The sequence below is a fragment of the Peribacillus sp. NPDC096622 genome (assembly GCF_044762665.1).
Lineage (GTDB): Bacteria > Bacillota > Bacilli > Bacillales > DSM-1321 > Peribacillus > Peribacillus frigoritolerans_B.
Genome location: NZ_JBIWES010000017.1, coordinates 58,626 through 76,265 on the forward strand (window position 1 = coordinate 58,626; position 17,640 = coordinate 76,265).

Here is a 17,640-nt window from a genome sequence, read left to right on the forward strand (position 1 = left end):
CAAAAAAAATAACCAGATAACGCCGGTGTTTTAGCTAATACGGTGTTATCTGGTATATTCTATTTTTCAGTAGCTGAAAGGATAGTGTCCATTACTTAGGTTCCTCGTATTGTCGAGCATTTTCACTGTCACTTAGACCTTTAGTGGTATGATCGACCACACCGCCGATTCCAAAGAATGTAAGCGCTATGAAGTTAATGATGCCTAAAGCTCCGTTCAATGCATCATCAGTAATGGTAAAGCCTATAGGAGTAATGAAATTGTTTATGAACGCCGCAACCATCTGCGCCAATATTAAAAGACCAGGAAGGAGTACAGTGAATATAAACGTAGGGTTCTTAAGACGCACTTTCCAGTTGATCATTGCTTTTCCCCCTCTCTATCATATTAAGTCCGCTTCATTGAAGATTGTCGCAGACCTGCTATATTTTATGCGGCTTGTCCTTTTTACGTTCAAAAGTTCCATTATAATCCATCTCTCTAGTTTCCCATAAACAGAAAAAAGCCCATCAGAGGATGGACCTTCTCTTAAACCGCAAAGTAGTTTTTTAAAACACTAGAGAGCATCTCACTTTAACAAGTACGTAACAGCCTTCCTCAAGCTCTATATACTCCTCGGCGTGCCAGTTTATTCCTGCCTTTAGAAAATAAGCTTCTGCCTCTATAGTAGATTGGAGTCACCGTCCGCAAACCTTTTCTCTCACTCTCCCCCGGAATGGACACCGGCGGCCCCTGTGCCAGCCAAAACCGTTTATACTGCTGAGCCAATTGGGCGGCATTTGCTCCGGATTTTTCAGGATCAGGGCATTATTCCATGTGGGCCAACGTTTGCAATTGCCTTAATGATATTTGTGCATTTCATTTAAGTAAGAAAATAAAAAGAAAGAACGTCCGATCCTTGATCGAGCGTTCTTAAAACCTGAATATATTAAATGCTAGATTTTTCACACTCCAATTTTCCCCTCCAAAAACAATCTTATCCGTTCAGCAGCTTCTGTCAATCTATCTTCCGGCTGAACCAAGGCCATCCGGACATACCCTTCACCCTGCTTACCAAAAGCATCGCCTGGAACGACCGTTACCCCTGCTTTTTCAATCAATGCATAGGCAAAATCCCGTGATTTCCAGCCAGCAGGAATCGGGGCCCAAATAAACATGGTAGCTGATGTTTTCGGTACATGCCATCCCCCTTCCGCAAGACCTGAAATCAAGGCATCACGTCGGGACTGGTATTCCTTAACCTGTTCGGATAGCAGCGAAAGATTGGAAGTTAGCGCCATCTCGGCAGCTTTTTGGATAGGATAAAAAACCCCATAATCGATGTGTGATTTCAACGTTCCCAGAATGTTCAGCGCCTCTCGATTGCCTACTGCATACCCGATGCGGCAGCCGGCCATATTAAAAGTTTTGGAAAGTGAGTTAAATTCAATCCCCACTTCCTTGGCACCAGGAATGGACATAAAACTAATTTGCGGATGATCATCAAAAATCAACTCGGAATAAGCAAAATCGTGAACCACCATGATCTCGTTCTTTTTCGCAAACGATATAACTTCCAAAAAGAAAGCTTCATCAGCAAGGGTCGTGACAGGATTTCCTGGATAACTAATGATCATCATTTTGGTCTTTTTCAATATTTCACCCGGAATTTCGTTAAGCTGCGGCAGGAATCCATTTTCGGCAGTAAGCGGCATCGGATGAATGATTCCGCCGGCAAGTTCTACACTCGCTTCATAAATTGGATATCCCGGATCTGGCACCAGCACATAATCTCCAGGGTTTATCATCGCCGTTGCCAAGTGTGCAAGGCCATCCTGCGATCCCATCAGTTGGAGGACTTCCTTTTCTGCATCCAGCTCCACTCCATAACGCATCCGATAAAAATAACGGACTGCCTCATGGAATTCAGGTGTACCTTTTAACGTATACCCGTAGGAATTGGGATCCTGCGCATACTTAACAAGCGTATCCACTACAAAATCAGGAGGTGGTAGATCCGGACTTCCTACACTCAAATCGATAACATCCAGCCCTCGTTTCATTGCATCCTGCTTGCGGGTCGCCAACTCTGAAAATATCCCCGTTGTGAATTTTCCGACTTTTTCAGATGGAGTCATATCCATTCTGCGATTCCCCTCCATTAATGATTTTCTATCTATCATTATAGCAATCTTTCTCGTGTATTTTAAGAATTCATCAGTATCTGTTTCAGACCCTCATCAAGATGACGGAATTTAAATGCATACCCCGCCTTTTCCAATCTCTCAGGTATGACCCACCGGCTTTTTAATATCAATTCCGTTTCGGTACCCATAAAGAAAGCGCCCATTTCAAGCATGGGTGTTGGGCAGGGAAGTCCTATCCTAATATTCATGAGTTTTCTCAAATGAGCCATCAATTCACGATTTGTAACTGGATGCGGCGATGAACAATTGAACACCCCGCTCAGCTCCTGATTCTTTCTCAGAAAAAGGACAATGTTAAATAAATCTTCTATATGTATCCAACTGAATTTCTGATTTCCTGATCCTTGATGCCCTCCCAGTCCGAATTTAACCAAATTCCTATATGGGGTCATCACTCCCCCATCTCCAAATATAATGGCGATCCGTAAAGCAATTTGCCTCGTCTTTGGTAATCGGAAATTGAAAAATGAACGCTCCCACGCTTTCGCAACATCTACAGAAAAGCCTGAACCGATTACACCATGTTCCTCCGTCATTGGTTTATCTTCAGCATGCCTGTATATCGTTGCCGTACTTGAGTTTATCCATAATGAAGGGGGATTCTCACATTGTTCAATCGCCTTACCTAGCACTTCAGTCGTATCGGTTCGTGAATCCAATATTTCTTTCTTATTCTTGGCGTTGTAACGGCAATTGACCGTCTTTCCTGCTAGGTTGATTAACATTTCCGAATTATCGATCATTCCCCTTATTCCTTCTTTATCTTCCCAGCCAGTATGCGGGGATTGTCTGGAGATGATCCTTACCTCATACCCTAAATTCCTGAAATGCTTTTCAAAGTATTGACCGACAAAACCAGTCCCGCCAGCTAAAACCACTTTCTTCAGCATATAACCAACGCACTTTCGTTTATGAGTTAATAGTACGAATAATAACGAGTGTTTAAGTGTTTTCATGTGAAGTACTTCACATGAATTATACCATGTTATTACATTAAATGGTAGCAACTCCTGTGCTGCGCAATAATTAATGAACTTGTCCAAGCAAAAGGAAAAATTACACATAAATTAGTAATGTGGAAATCTATAAAACAAAGGGGATGATTTCAGTGTCAAACAAAAAGCTAAGAAGAGCTGTTAATTCTGGAACTGGTAATTCTGGAACTGGCAATAGCAGCCTTAGGTCTGCCTTGAGAAGAGTCTTACAAAATCTATTAAACAATAATAGAGGTACTTCAATTAAGGAACCTACTTCCATCAAGCAACCCACTTCTGTCAAAGAATTTGAAAATTAGAAGGTTGCTTTTTTGAGATTCACATGGAATCCCTTTGGACTAATCTAAGGGATTCCATGTTATGTATTTACATGTACCAGCTATATATGTCTAGTGAATAACTGTTATATCTAATAGAGATAAAGGAGAAGTTATAATGTATTTTTTTCGAGACTGGAAACCTAAAAAGGATATAAAGAAATTAACGGATATTACGGTAAAAAATTTTCGGGTTTCCTCCGATAAAGTGAATGAAATTCTGCAAAATTCACACAAGGTACTTGTGATTTGTAATGATAAAGGTAAAGTAGTGGGGTTTCTTTGTTATAATCTTTATTTATATAAAGTGGCTCATATTAATTATGTAGTCATTGACAAGAAATATAGAGGAAAGGGAATTCTCCAAGCCCTTTTACCCGAATTAGTAGCATATGTGAGAAAAAAAGGAATCCTTGTAGTGTCCGGTTTCGTGAACAAAAATAACCATGAAGCATTGCAAAAGTTTAGAGCCCTTGGTTTTAAACCGATTTTCATTTATCGTGATGACATTCTAATTCAATCACTGATTTAAGAAGGGTCTCTTGAAGCCTATAGGGGTAAATAAAAAGAAAGATCGATCAAAATACATTCCGTTTTACCCTCCATTCACAGGGATTATCTTCCTGATACTAATCCTAATAAGTGAGATTAGGATTATAGGGATATATGAATTCTCCGTTCCTCCATGCAATGAACAACTAGGGAAGGAAAGCCTGTAAATTCTACACGGATTCATAGGCATTTTCCCTGTAGTCTCTTCAACCTTTCTTAAAATCTTACTCCTCTCTCCGATGCTTCTTTTTCATGCAATTTCCCATGTATTCAAGGTAATTCTATTGAACAAACAATGTGCCACGTTTGTCATTCCTTTGCTTGATAGTAGAGTTCCCCTTAAAAAGGTCAACCAGTAAAAACTAGTTAACCCTAGATACGTTTATCTTAATAAAACAGGAGCGGCACTATATATATTGGAAGGAATCGCAATGATTTAATACCCCACCCATAATATTTTTTCTATATTTTCAAAATAAACCCATTCCTGTATAGTGATTATATACCTGCTAAAAGGGGAGATATAATGAAATCGATAGAACTAATCATCTTAAATCTTGAAGAGGTTAGAAGAAGAAACATTAAACTATGGACTTCAATACCTAAAGGCACACTCCATTGGAAACCGGACGACAAGGCAATGAGCTGTTTAGAAATGGTTAGACATGTCCTTGATAGTGAGCATTACTATCATTTATCCATTAAAAATCAAGGCAGCTTACCAGTTTATGAATCACCATATGAAAAACAGCCACTTATCTCTGTAGAAGCGGAATTAAAATTTGCCGAACCTTACAGGCGTGACTTTTTGGAAACAATCATATCCTTCAGCGAAGACGACTTATCCACTATTAAAATCGATCGCTCTGATGTAGGATATATCAGGGATTTAGGAGACATACTGCTGAGAATCGCTTATCATGAGTCTGTACATACTGGTCAATTATTGGACTACTTAAGAACTGCTGGAGTCCCTAGAATTAACGTTTGGGATTAATCACATCATTTTCAAAGGGTGTTTCATCATGGTGAAGCGCCCAGACTGTTGGCAAACTTGATGAAAATCGTGTTTGTCTGCAGTTTTTTTTATTGCTTGTACGATTTGGATGTTGATTTCCGCTTCAGGCACTCGCTTTCCGCGGGCGGTCGGGGAGCCTCCTCGCCTTGCGCCTGCGGGGTCTCCCCTAGACGCGCTTTTCCCGCAGGAGTCTCACACCCGCTCCAATCAACTTTGTTATAGCATTTAGTTAGAAACCATGCCTGGGAGTTGAAGGTATTGGTTTATAGAACATCATTTGATGAAAGATATGTTTTCCGCCTACAAACTGCGGGTACCAGTCTGAATGATTGGGCCTGCAGTTTTTTTATTGCTTGTACGATTTGGACGTTGATTTCCGCTTCAGGCACTCGCATTCCGCGGGCGGTCGGGGAGCCTCCTTGTCTTGCGCCTGCGGGGTCTCCCCTAGACACGCTTTTCCCGCAGGAGTCTCACGCACGCTCCAATTAACCTAGTTTTTAATTTTAGATTGAACCCTTTTGCCTACAGTCTTTATTGTTTTAAATAGAAATATTTAAACTTGTGGTGATGAGGATGCTTGCTATACATGGTTCTAGAGATCAACTTGAAATGATTACTTTAAATCAACTGGTGCCGCAGACCGTAAAAGTTTTGTATTGGGAACGATTGTTACACCTGGAAATACATATTACAGTCGAAATACGGCATATTTCCAGTACGAATGAAAACAACTACATTTACAGGACAGGGAATTATGAACTGCAATTCAATGTCGGTGAAGATCAAACTGTAGTGGTTCTATTCGAATCCTATATTCGTCAGTGTAGAGGATAGGAATCATGATAAACACTAAGTTAAAAGAACCTTGCAATAGTTCCGGATGGCCCAAAAACCCCCTTTTCCACTTAGCTAATATTCGACGTGGATGAGGGGCTTTTTGTCCCCTTGGATTCTTAATGATCACTTCCCTTTCCTTTCGTATTATTTAACTTCAATGCGTGAAAATCCGTATAATTCACCAAGTTTCATTAACACTAATGATATAAGTTATTTTCATTGACTTTTTTCCTTTTCTTGTATAGTATCACAGAGTATCAATCCCTATCAGATTACTAGGAGGTTTACCCAAATGAAAAAAATGGTTGCACTTTTATCGCTATTGTTAGCTTTCACGGTTGTACTTACCGCTTGTGGTACCGATACAAAAAATGAGGCAAACGATACCGGCAATAAATCTTCTTCACAAGAAAGTCTATATGATAAAGTCAAAAAAGATGGCGTATTAACTGTTGGAACAGAAGGTACATATCCTCCTTTCACATTCCACGATGATTCAGATAAACTAACGGGGTTTGATGTTGAAATTGCTAAAGAAGTGGCAAAACGCCTTGGAGTGAAAGCTGAATTCAAGGAAACACAATGGGACGGCATGTTTGCAGGCTTGGATGCAAAACGATTTGATATGATCGCAAACCAAGTGGGCATCGATGAAGACCGTCAAAAGAAATATGATTTCTCTGACCCATATATTCAATCAGGGGCCGTATTGCTTGTACACAAAGATAATACGGATATTAAATCCTTCGATGATTTGAAAGGCAAGACCTCTGCACAATCATTAACGAGTAACTACAATGACCTGGCGAAATCACATGGTGCTGAAGTTACCGGAATTGAAGGATTTTCTCAATCCGTACAGCTTATTGGTTCTAAACGTGTAGATGCCACGATCAATGACAAATTATCTTACCTTGATTATAAAAAACAACATCCGGATGCACCTATCAAAGTGGCTGATGAGGAAGAAAGCGGAGTCGCAAGTGGTTTAATGTTCAGAAAAGACAGTGGTAAATTAGTGGAAGAAGTAAACAAAGCACTTAAAGCAATGAAAGAAGACGGCACGTACGCGAAAATCTCGGATAAATGGTTTGGTGAAGATGTTTCTCCTAAGTAATATTTTCGCCGACCCCGAGCGTATGGACCAGCTTGTTTCCATCGCTCAAACCTCCCTCTATCCAATGATAGAGGGAGCTATTCAATATACGATTCCACTAACACTAATTTCATTTGTTCTCGGCCTTATTCTTGCTGTACTCACAGCATTGGCTAGATTATCTTCCATGAGGATACTTCAAATAATTGCGCGAGTATATGTGTCAATCATCCGCGGGACACCATTACTTGTGCAATTATTTATCATTTTCTATGGACTTCCAAATTTAGGTGTAACCATCGATCCTTTCATATCGGCAATTATCGGATTCTCACTAAGTGTTGGAGCATACGCATCTGAAATTATACGAGCGGCCATTTTATCCATACCAAAAGGGCAATGGGAAGCAGGCTATTCAATCGGGATGTCATATACCCAAGCTTTAAAGCGCATCATTTTGCCGCAGGCAGCTCGGGTATCCATTCCCCCATTATCCAATACGTTCATTAGCCTTTTAAAAGATACATCGCTTGCATCACTCATTCTTGTAACGGAATTATTCCGTAAAGCCCAGGAAATCGCTGCAAAAAACTATGAATTTCTACTACTTTACATGGAAGCAGCTGCTTTATATTGGATTTTGTGCACCATTCTATCTTTCATTCAAGGAAGTTTAGAGGACAGACTTAATCGTTATGTAGCAAAATAAGAACCGCAGTAGTTAAAGGGGATTTTAAAATGATCAACATTAAGAATCTTCATAAATCGTTTGGTGACCTTGAAGTATTAAAGGGCATCGATTTGGAAGTTGAGCAAGGGAAAGTCATTGTATTGATCGGTCCTTCGGGTTCAGGTAAAACAACCTTTCTTCGGTGTTTGAATCTCCTTGAGGTACCAACGGACGGGACGATTGAAATCGATGAAACGGTAATGGACTTCAAAAAACCGGTTAGAAAAAATTCGATTACTTCTTTTCGCAGTTTGACAGGGATGGTTTTCCAAAGCTATAACCTCTTCCCCCACAAAACAGCTTTGGAAAATGTAATGGAAGGCCCCATCATTGTAAAAAACATCGCCAAACATCAAGCGAAAGAAACGGCTGCTGCCCTGCTTACAAAAGTGGGCTTAGGTGAAAAAATCGATTTTTATCCGTTTCAATTGTCCGGCGGACAGCAGCAACGGGTCGGAATTGCAAGGGCCCTGGCCATGGAGCCTAAGGTCATGCTATTCGATGAACCCACTTCCGCTTTGGATCCCGAACTAGTCGGAGACGTCCTGCAGGTCATGAAAGACCTGGCGAAAGAAGAGGGCATGACAATGATCGTGGTGACCCATGAAATGCGTTTCGCCCGTGAAGTCGCCGATGAAGTCATTTTCATGGATGAAGGAAAAATAATCGAGCGGGGTGCACCCGAGCAGATTTTCACAAACCCTAAAGAAGCGCGTACACGAAAATTCCTCAATATGATTCAATAAAAAAACGGTGCTATTTCAAGCACCGCTCGACCCCCCCCATTTTTAGAATGGGGGGTTTTTGCCCATCATCAACTTAATGAGTTGCTTGGACCTGTTTAGTCTGTGTCCGTGCATGGTATAACTGAAAAAGAATCAAGGCAAAAACGGAAAGGATCGCGCCCGATATAAATGGTAAATCAATAGAAATCGAAAATAACCAACCGCCGAGCGGAGGACCCGCAATCCTGCCGAACGAGTCGAAGGAAGATAGCAGTCCCGTGACACTGCCATGGCCCGTCATGGAACTTTTGGTAAGCAGTGCCGAAATGGCCGGCCGGATGAACCCATTACCCACTCCGAAAATCGTCAGGAAGACCGCCGATGTCCAGAACCCGGAAGAAAACAGGATGAGAATGAAACCAACTGCCGAGACGATGATTCCCATTCGGATGACCGCTCCTTCCCCATATTTCTTTGTCATCCTACCCACTAATCCACCTTGAACGATCGCACTCCCAAACCCCATGATCATAAAGATATAGCCTAATTGTACAAGACTTATATCAGCCTTTTTGGCTGCAAAATAGGCGAAAGTCGTTTCAAGTCCTGCCATTGAAAGGGTGACGATCATTTGCAGGAAAAACATGGTTTTAAGAGGCCCTCTAAAGGCTTTCCAAATGGACTCTTTATTTTTTGACTGTTGGGCCCTCTTCTCTACTGTATGTGATTCCTTCAGTATCGCAATCACTAAGAATAAAGTAATCAAAGAGGATATTCCCGCAATGTAAAACGGTAAGTTCAAACTTGATTTGGAGAATACCCCACCAATCGCCGGTCCAAAGATGAATCCAAGCCCTGTGGCGGCCCCGATGATTCCCATCCCTTTTCCCCGATCTTCCGGCGTCGTGATGTCAGCCACATATGCCATTGCGGTTGGCATGTTAGCCGATGACAAAATCCCGCCAATGATTCTGGCTACAAATAATACCCATAAGGAATCTGCCGAAGCCTGGATGAAAAACGAAAGGGCCAGTCCAGCAATCCCGATAATCATGACAGGCTTACGTCCTATCCGGTCAGATATACGTCCCCACATCGGGGCAAAAAATAATTGCATCAGTGAATAAACAGCCATTAAAAGGCCAAGCTCTGTAGGACTGCCACCAACCTTTTCAGCAAGGAACGGAATGACGGGAATGATGATCCCAAATCCGACCATGACTAAAAACATCACTAAAAAAAGTACGGGTAACACCTTTTTTGTTTCCATTATATTTTTCTCCTTTTATTCTCCACATTCGCTGCGTACATTGGAACGAATTCCTGAATCCCATTACTTAGCATAATCTACCTGGCAATACTTTAAACAGTTTATCATACAACCTTTACCAAATCAGTATGAAGCACGACCTTCTTTCAGAAACTCCCTTAAATAAATAAGGACCGGGCATCAAAATCCTGAACTCTACAGTCATTTCTCATGTAATGGCACTTTCTTTTTTTCACTGTGTTTCGTGAAATCAGTGGCATGAGTTCGTTAAAAATCTTTTCCTCCCCTTATTTTTTCTTAAGGGGTACTCTATACTGTAGGGTATGATTGATGTTTGGGAGGTAGAAGAATGTCTAATGATCAGTGGATTTTAATTATTGACGATGAAGAAGATTTGGCACGTCTCATGGAGACAGTTTTACATAAAGAAGGTATCCCGAATATTATTACGGCGGGAACGATTGCGGATGGGTGGGCAAAGTTTCAGAAGTTCGATCCATCACTAGTCTTGCTGGATATCATGCTGCCAGATGGTGAAGGCTATGATTTATGCAAGCAAATTCGTGAAGTGTCGAATGTGCCCATTTTATTTTTGTCGGCAAAGGATGAGGAAATTGATAAGCTTTTAGGGTTGGCGATTGGCGGGGATGATTATATTACCAAACCATTCAGTCCGAAAGAAGTGGCCTATCGGGTAAAGGCGCAGCTTAGGCGGGCGGGCTATACAGAGGAAAAAACCTCACCGAAAGAATTGCAAATTGGGCCATTTGAGCTTAGTTCAAATGAAAATGAAGTGAAAAAGGATGGCAAAACGCTTGAGCTCACAGCTAAAGAAATCGGTCTGATGAGCTGTTTTATGCATCATCCGAATCAGATCTTGAGCAAGGAAACTTTGTTTGAACATGTGTGGGGCGATGATTTCTTTGGCTCTGATAATACAGTGATGGTTCATATTCGCCGTTTACGCGAAAAAATCGAGGCAGATCCTTCAAAGCCTTCTTTTTTAATAACCGTTAAAGGGCTTGGTTATAAATTACAGACCAAGGGTGAAACAAGATGAAGTGGAAATTGACACGGCGCTTTTTAGGATCCGTTGTGACAATTGTTGTAATCGTGGGAATCGTAAATACAATTTTACTTTTATGCTTACTCTTTGTTCATTTCGACACGGAAGAGGAATCTGCGGAAAACTTTAGCCGATCTTTTTCACAATATGTAGAACTAATTGATGACAAACCAATGGTAAATGAAGAAGGACTGGAAAAACTGCGGAACACAAACGCCTGGATACAATTTTTGAATGATAAGGGTGAACAAGTCGCAGCCTATTACACACCTCAAAAATTGGAAACCGTATATTCCCCTGTTGAAATCGTCCAAATGTATAAGTATAAAGAAATCGATGCAGAGACTACTGTTTTTGCCGGCGAAGCTCATGATTTCAGCTATTTTGTAGGGGTTAAAGATCGAGGAATAGGCCGATATGTACTGTCCTATAATTATGTTCACATTTTAAAGTATATCAACATCATACTTTTACTGTTTTTAACCGTGGATATTATTATTGCCCTAGTCATTGGACTATTATTTGGTAAAAGATTAACGACACCACTTAACACTTTAATAGAAGGAATTCAGCAGCTTCGTGAAAGACGTTTTAAAAAGATGAGTATACCAAAAGGCGTATATGAAGATGTATTTCACAATATGAATGAACTATCGGTAAAGTTAGATCAGTATGAAAAAGAACGTGATCAACTCGACCAAATGCGTGAGGAATGGATTAGCAATGTTTCTCATGACATGAAGACACCACTTGCTTCGATCCATGGTTATACAGAATTGATGAAAGACAATGCCACTGAATTAACACCACAAGAATTGTATGAGTTTACATCCATTATTAATAGACAGTCCGTATATATGAAAGATTTGTTGGATGACCTCAATTTAACGATGCGTTTACGCAACCAACGACTTCCTTTGCAATTTGAAGATGTTGATATCGTTGGGTTTATAAGAGAAATGACGATCGAGCTCTTAAATGATTCACAATTTGGTGATCGACAGGTTGAATTTGATGCAAATGTGGACAAGGCAATACATAAAGTCGATAGAAATTTACTGAAACGGGCGATTTTTAACTTTATCTACAATGCGCTCGTACATAATGATGAAAATGTCGTCTTGAAAATACAAATTGATGATATTCATCTACATTCAGAACTTTATACCCAAATTACCATTGCCGATAATGGCCGCGGTATTCCCTCCAAAGATTTGGAACAGGTTTTCGAACGCTACTATCGAGGTACGAATACTGCCAGTACACATGGGACCGGCTTAGGAATGGCCATTGCAAGGGACATTATTCTGGCTCATAAAGGTAAACTGGATTTGACTAGCATTGAAAATAAGGGAACAACCATTACGATACTTTTATAATTTTTTCCTTACAGAGAAAGGGCTGTCCACAACATACAGACAGCCCTCTCTCCTATTTATTTTGGTTGTGCCTTTTTTGGAATATCCTCAAATTTCACTTCATCATATGACGAAACTTCATCACCATTTTTCACATACATCTTTAAGTAAGCATCTTTTCGAAGATTTTTTTGTGCAGTGAATTCAAGCGGTATCATTTCACCATCCGCATTTTTGGCGTCAAGTTTATAAGAATAGTAAGTCATCACTGAACCATCATCGAGCTTGGTTTCATGTTGCACCCCATCCTCAGTAATTTGCAAATAATAATTATCGGCATTCATTCGGTTAAAGTCCAATTTAGTAAGCGCGAATACTCCTGCCGCTCCGAGTATAAACAAAATGCCAACTATCATAAGAAATTTTTTCATCACGATCATCCTTCTGTTTTATTATTTTGTGTGATAATACGATTATAGGAAGCTACCGTTAAGATATAATACAGACCGTAAATAACCGTATAAGCGATCATCCAGATCAACACAGGTTTTGCCAAGTCCATCATCAATAAGCCCGAGAAGGCTTTTAACGCAACCGCACTGTGCAACAGCCCCACTGCCAGCGGAACGAAAAAGATTACAAACACTTGAGATGCAATGGATTTCCGCATTTCTTTTGCGTTAACGCCCATTTTATGAAGCATATTGTATTGTGATTTATCTTCCTCAGCTTCCGTCAGAACTTTAAAGTAAATGATACTGCCTGTTGCCGCTAAAAAAACCAGACCAAGAAAACTGCCGATAAAGAGCAATGAGCCTACACTTTCAATGCTTGTTTGAAAATCTTGAGGGGCACTGGAAAATAGAGCTTCTTCAGGTATTTGTTTTGCAATTTTTTCAGATAAATCCACGGAGGCTTGATCAACACCGATAACACGATAGTTCAGGGCTTCCCCTTCTTTTTGCAATGATTTAAATTGCTCATTCGATACAACCACTGCAATGCCTGCTGTTTTGGCATTTAAAACTGTTTGTGTTTTCAAGCTTTGGAATGTGATCGCCGTGTTGTTTTCGGTCCTGATCGTCTTGTCCTTGTATTCAGGTGAGAATCTTTTGTCATATCCAATATCTAAAATGACTGCTTTGCCATGATTCACAAGCAATGTGTCCTTACCTTGTACATCTGCCAATTTGTTATATGTTCTTTCGTCGATAACCGTATAAATCCTTTTATCCGAGCTATCGAATGCTGATCCCTTGCTAAGTTCTTCCGTATTAAATGTGATGGATAGTGCTTCGACATTTTCATCATACTTTGTATCTGGCAATACGGCGGTGACTTGATGATCGCTTTTTGCATCCGTTTGCTGATACATGAAGGTATTCGGATCAACGGTCATGACTTGGTCATTCGCGTTGTAATAAAGACCATAAACCGCACCCCCGGCCGTTACCGTTGTAGCACTTAACACCGCAATTACGGTCAATGTCCGTGCATTCCCCCGAATGCGATATAGCAATTGCGAGACCGTCATCAGATGCAGGCCTTTCCATAGCCATTTTTCATTTTTCTTAATCACGGCTAACAAAAAGCCTGTCACGCTATGAAACAATAAAAATGTACCGGCAATTACAGTTGTCAAAATAATGAGTGCCGTCATCAAAAAGCCGACTTTTTCCCACACTTTAGAAGTAAAAAGATCTTGCATCGCCAACCAATATCCCATGACAATCAGGAAAATTCCCAGAAAGGCTACAATCATAGATGGCTTCGGAGCCGCTTCCCCCTTTTTCGATGCATGGAACAGATCAATTAGTTTAAATTGGTAAATTAAACGATAGCCCTGGAATGATGTCACCAAGAAAATAATAAGAAATACGATAGAGGTGTTCAATGCTGCAGATCCCGAAAAAGTAAATGGTGCGATGACATCATAGCCCATTAAATAGAGCAAGATCGTCATGAACCCTTTTGAACAAAGAAATCCAAGTAAAATCCCCACAACCAATGAAACCAAACCTAGCAATAGGTTTTCAAAGAAGAGCATAAAGCCAATCTGGCGATTACGTACGCCAAGCAAAGCATATAATGCCACTTCTTTTTTACGTTTTTTCATGAAGAATGAATTGGAATAGGCAATAAAAATGGCAACGAAAAAAATCAGGATGACGGCCGCTCCACTCATTAATGAATCTAATTTCTGTGATGAAGCCGTTTGTACTGCAACTGCATCACTATATTTTAATGTTACAAATGTGAAGTAGATGATAATGCTAAACACCATGGATGCGATATATAAAAAATATTGGGAAAGGTTCCGGGCAATATTTTTTCTCGCCAGACTAAATAACGTCATCTACCTCACCTCCAATTGTTGCAAGGACATCCATAATTTCTTGGAAAAAAGCTTTACGTGACTGGCCACGACGATAAATTTCTGTTGATAGCGTACCATCCTTGATGAAAATGATCCGCCGGCAGAAGCTTGCGGCATATGCATCATGTGTCACCAACATGATGGTGGAATTATTATTTTCATTTAGTTCACTTAAGCTTTCCAGCAGACCAGTTGCTGATTTTGAATCAAGTGCACCTGTTGGCTCATCTGCCAGGATCAATGCAGGCTCTGTTACAAGCGCTCTGGCTGCAGCTGTTCTTTGCTTTTGCCCACCGGAAATTTGGTATGGATATTTAGCTAATAAATCTTCAATCCCGAATACTTTAGCAATACGATTCACCAATGCAGTAATTTCTTTCGCTGGAATTTTCGCAATCGCCAGCGGTAATAATATATTTTCCTTCACAGTCAATGAGTCTAGCAAATTGTAATCCTGGAAGATGAAACCAAGATTATCACGTCTGAAATCCGTTAAGTCAGCCCCTTTCATATCGTGAATGCTCGTATCATTCATATAAATTTTCCCTTCAGTCGGCGAGTCAATAGTTGCCAACATATTGAGCAACGTCGATTTCCCCGCTCCAGAAGGTCCCATGATTCCTACAAACTCCCCTGCATGGATGTCAAAAGATATATTTTCCAACGCTGTATAAGCAGCGCTTGATTTACCATACGTTTTTTTTATATTTTCCACTTTTAATAATGGTTCCATTTGTTTCACCTCTTCAGTATTGTTGATACATTTACTTTACATGCTCATTCTTACAGCATCTTTGTGCCAACCTTACAGCAAGCTTAAATCCAAAAAAACGCCTTCCATTTAAATGGAAAGGCGTTTCTTTGGATTTTTTAAAAGTAATAGTGATTAACTTTGCTTCAAAAGCCTGCGGTCGATTACAAAATTACCAAATGGAATGAATGAAACGATGAAAATCATCGCCATTTTTAAAAAGGACCATTTTGATATGATGCTCACATAAAGTAAAAAAAGCCCAAACACGACAAACAAGAAACCATGGATGCTGCCTAAAATGAGTGTTGCTTCCCCAATATCCAATATGTACTTAATGGGCATACCAATGGCAAGCAATAGAACATATGAGATTCCCTCAATTATTGTAATAAACCGAAACCATCCAATAGCTGTCGAAAACATTCGCTCATCCCCTTATTCATTGTACAAGTACGGCAGACAAATCCAGCTTCTTGTCCCAATCCAAAATCTGTTACTCTATCATATTATATTATGGTGAAACCCACTAATAAATAGTACCAGGTTTTCCTAAAAATAGAACAACAAAAAAAGCCCAATCAAAGGATTGGGCCCTTAACAAAGTAAGGTGGAAATTTACTTAAAGACGCTCAATTCCGAAACCAATTCGCTCCCTCATCCATGTGCACGAAGGGAATATCCGTATCAATTACACCTTTGATTCGTTCTAAATCAACATCTTCCCCTTCGAGCCATTTCGCAAAATCTATGGAAGTCGGCTCCTGGTTCCCTCCCAATGCAATCCAAGCTTTCATCTCTTTAGGTAAATAAGCGGATGTATGAATCGTTCCCGCCCAGCTGCTATATAAATCCGAGAAGACACCTTGATTGGTATCATTAAACAGCCGATAAGCATCGTAGGCAGATGCAAGTTTCCCTTCATGATCTTGGATGATCTCCAATCGGCGTTTCGAATCGATAAGATGGTTACGGTTTTCATTTTTCATGATTTCAAAGTGATTGGTACAAGCATTTGACGTGCGCACCTCTATATTTCTTGGGGAGGTTTCCACAATATAGGTACTTCCGCTTTTATCATAGACGACGTAAGTGAAAGAATGACGATGCGGGATTTCCTTCAACATCGCCACCGCTTCCTGAACGTCCGCACACGATTCAACAATCAGTCTGCCAATCATGCAACAAATGAAACCATCACCAGGGTTCTTCCGATTCATGAAGTTATAGCCTATCACCAACCCTTTTTCGTTCATTCCATCCATCCGGCCAGTCCCTCGCTGACTAGGGCCGATGCTTGAATACCCTTGATCGGTTGGCTGGAATAAGACATAGCGTCCTTCATAGGTCTTCGGGTGGTAATCATAATTCCGAATAAGATAATCATTGCCTGTCATGATCGAACAGCCCGACCGAACATAATCCAACCGGTATCCACCGAACTCTTGCAGCACGCGGTCAATTGGCCATTTCAGTGCTTCTTGCAATCCCAGTAATTCTTCCCAAACTCCAGGGGCGAATTGTGTAATCGCTCTCTTGACCTCTTCTTCTTCAACCGTAAACCGAGGCTGCCTGATCTTCCACTGATCTTCACGGTTTTTTACCGTTAGTGAATCTTTTAATTCCTCCCCTTGCATGTATCCAAACTCATAATGTGTACCCCGAAATTGTATGACATCACTATATATTTGCTTCACGGCTTATCCCTCATTTACAGTAGTTGCTATTCAAATTAAGAATACTTGAAGCATAGTTGAAAATAAAGAAGATAAGCCTTAAATCATGTCATTAGTTCAGATTTCAAGAAAATGTTTTCCTGATTTCTTATTATGGGTGGAGACACGAATAAAGGCAGTGTAACGAATAAAAAGTATCTTCATAAATATTTTTTATAATTTAAAAAGGCCCCTACTCTATATGAGTAAGGGCTCAGGCTATTGATAAAGATATATTTTGTAATCACTTCTTCAACCTTTGCTAAATGGTATTTCTAACCCGATGAATATAAAGTGTTGTAAAAAAACTTATTTAGTACGCCTATTCATTCTCTTAATTTTGATACATTTGTATATAAGAAATCCAATTGCAACTATAATAGCTAAAAAGCCAATTTGATATATTATATCAAACCAATTTTTCTTTAGCTTGAACTATTAGTGGAATGTTTTGAATTAGAATAAATACAACTAATAAACGTATAAAAAGTAATTTCAATTTACTACCTCTTCCTATTTGGTTTTTACATAGGTAGTTTTACCAATTTGATTTTTTGTATGAAAACACATTAGTAAAAAAGCCATGCTAAAAAAAACCCTCCATATTCTCATTTTTTTCGAAGGGCGTAAATGTACTATTTCGTTAT

General features: G+C 40.0%; 17 protein-coding genes. 8 read left to right on the forward strand and 9 right to left on the reverse strand.

The features are described from left to right. Positions 1-91 precede the first annotated feature (91 nt). The 3 genes from ACIQYG_RS22430 to ACIQYG_RS22440 all read right to left on the reverse strand — a co-directional run bounded on the left by ACIQYG_RS22430 (position 92) and on the right by ACIQYG_RS22440 (position 3,076). On the reverse strand, positions 92-364 hold the full coding sequence (locus ACIQYG_RS22430; protein ID WP_053533767.1) for a phage holin: 273 nt from the start codon (positions 362-364) through the stop codon (positions 92-94). A gap of 580 nt (positions 365-944) precedes the next feature. Continuing rightward, positions 945-2,123 carry an LL-diaminopimelate aminotransferase gene (locus tag ACIQYG_RS22435; RefSeq protein ID WP_402842678.1) on the reverse strand — a complete coding sequence of 393 codons (1,179 nt, stop codon included), beginning with the start codon at positions 2,121-2,123 and terminating at the stop codon, positions 945-947. Between the two features lie 62 nt (positions 2,124-2,185). Further along, on the reverse strand, positions 2,186-3,076 hold the full coding sequence (locus tag ACIQYG_RS22440; RefSeq protein ID WP_402842725.1) for a TIGR01777 family oxidoreductase: 891 nt from the start codon (positions 3,074-3,076) through the stop codon (positions 2,186-2,188). Positions 3,077-3,616: 540 nt separating this feature from the next. Here ACIQYG_RS22440 and ACIQYG_RS22445 point away from each other — a divergent pair. The 6 genes from ACIQYG_RS22445 (at position 3,617) to ACIQYG_RS22470 (ending at position 8,477) form a co-directional block, all read left to right on the forward strand. Then, positions 3,617-4,030 carry a GNAT family N-acetyltransferase gene (locus ACIQYG_RS22445; RefSeq protein WP_402842680.1) on the forward strand — a complete coding sequence of 138 codons (414 nt, stop codon included), beginning with the start codon at positions 3,617-3,619 and terminating at the stop codon, positions 4,028-4,030. 546 nt (positions 4,031-4,576) lie between these two features. After that, on the forward strand, positions 4,577-5,047 hold the full coding sequence (locus tag ACIQYG_RS22450) for a DinB family protein (RefSeq protein WP_402842683.1): 471 nt from the start codon (positions 4,577-4,579) through the stop codon (positions 5,045-5,047). 594 nt (positions 5,048-5,641) lie between these two features. Then, positions 5,642-5,902: a hypothetical protein gene (locus tag ACIQYG_RS22455; RefSeq protein ID WP_402842685.1), complete on the forward strand. Its 261-nt coding sequence runs from the start codon at positions 5,642-5,644 to the stop codon at positions 5,900-5,902. A 295-nt stretch (positions 5,903-6,197) separates the two neighbouring features. Next, positions 6,198-7,022 (forward strand): amino acid ABC transporter substrate-binding protein, encoded by an 825-nt coding sequence (locus tag ACIQYG_RS22460; RefSeq protein ID WP_402842688.1) that lies wholly within the window; start codon positions 6,198-6,200, stop codon positions 7,020-7,022. Then, a complete protein-coding gene (locus tag ACIQYG_RS22465; RefSeq protein ID WP_402842728.1) occupies positions 7,006-7,710 on the forward strand; it encodes an amino acid ABC transporter permease in 705 nt (234 codons plus the stop codon). The genes ACIQYG_RS22460 and ACIQYG_RS22465 overlap by 17 nt, the downstream gene beginning before the upstream one ends. A 29-nt stretch (positions 7,711-7,739) precedes the next feature. Further along, complete coding sequence (locus ACIQYG_RS22470) at positions 7,740-8,477, forward strand: amino acid ABC transporter ATP-binding protein (RefSeq protein ID WP_402842691.1); 738 nt, start codon at positions 7,740-7,742, stop codon at positions 8,475-8,477. Positions 8,478-8,550: 73 nt separating this feature from the next. Here the strand turns inward: ACIQYG_RS22470 and ACIQYG_RS22475 are convergent, their stop codons facing one another. Beyond that, positions 8,551-9,726: an MFS transporter gene (locus ACIQYG_RS22475; RefSeq protein ID WP_402842694.1), complete on the reverse strand. Its 1,176-nt coding sequence runs from the start codon at positions 9,724-9,726 to the stop codon at positions 8,551-8,553. A gap of 349 nt (positions 9,727-10,075) precedes the next feature. On the opposite strand from ACIQYG_RS22475, the gene ACIQYG_RS22480 reads away from it, so the two are divergent. Beyond that, positions 10,076-10,786: a response regulator transcription factor gene (locus ACIQYG_RS22480; protein WP_402842697.1), complete on the forward strand. Its 711-nt coding sequence runs from the start codon at positions 10,076-10,078 to the stop codon at positions 10,784-10,786. After that, positions 10,783-12,171, forward strand: a complete 1,389-nt coding sequence (locus tag ACIQYG_RS22485) for a sensor histidine kinase (RefSeq protein WP_402842700.1) — start codon at positions 10,783-10,785, stop codon at positions 12,169-12,171. Before ACIQYG_RS22480 ends, ACIQYG_RS22485 begins: the two co-directional genes overlap by 4 nt. A gap of 56 nt (positions 12,172-12,227) precedes the next feature. Here the strand turns inward: ACIQYG_RS22485 and ACIQYG_RS22490 are convergent, their stop codons facing one another. From ACIQYG_RS22490 to ACIQYG_RS22510, 5 genes are all read right to left on the reverse strand, one after another. Beyond that, on the reverse strand, positions 12,228-12,581 hold the full coding sequence (locus tag ACIQYG_RS22490; RefSeq protein ID WP_402842702.1) for a YxeA family protein: 354 nt from the start codon (positions 12,579-12,581) through the stop codon (positions 12,228-12,230). A gap of 5 nt (positions 12,582-12,586) precedes the next feature. Further along, positions 12,587-14,506: an FtsX-like permease family protein gene (locus ACIQYG_RS22495; RefSeq protein ID WP_402842705.1), complete on the reverse strand. Its 1,920-nt coding sequence runs from the start codon at positions 14,504-14,506 to the stop codon at positions 12,587-12,589. Next, positions 14,493-15,260: an ABC transporter ATP-binding protein gene (locus tag ACIQYG_RS22500; protein ID WP_402842707.1), complete on the reverse strand. Its 768-nt coding sequence runs from the start codon at positions 15,258-15,260 to the stop codon at positions 14,493-14,495. The genes ACIQYG_RS22495 and ACIQYG_RS22500 overlap by 14 nt, the downstream gene beginning before the upstream one ends. A 153-nt stretch (positions 15,261-15,413) precedes the next feature. Further along, complete coding sequence (locus ACIQYG_RS22505; RefSeq protein WP_402842709.1) at positions 15,414-15,704, reverse strand: DUF3817 domain-containing protein; 291 nt, start codon at positions 15,702-15,704, stop codon at positions 15,414-15,416. A 206-nt stretch (positions 15,705-15,910) separates the two neighbouring features. Next, positions 15,911-16,975, reverse strand: a complete 1,065-nt coding sequence (locus ACIQYG_RS22510) for a C45 family autoproteolytic acyltransferase/hydrolase (protein WP_402842712.1) — start codon at positions 16,973-16,975, stop codon at positions 15,911-15,913. Between the last annotated feature and the right edge of the window lie 665 nt (positions 16,976-17,640).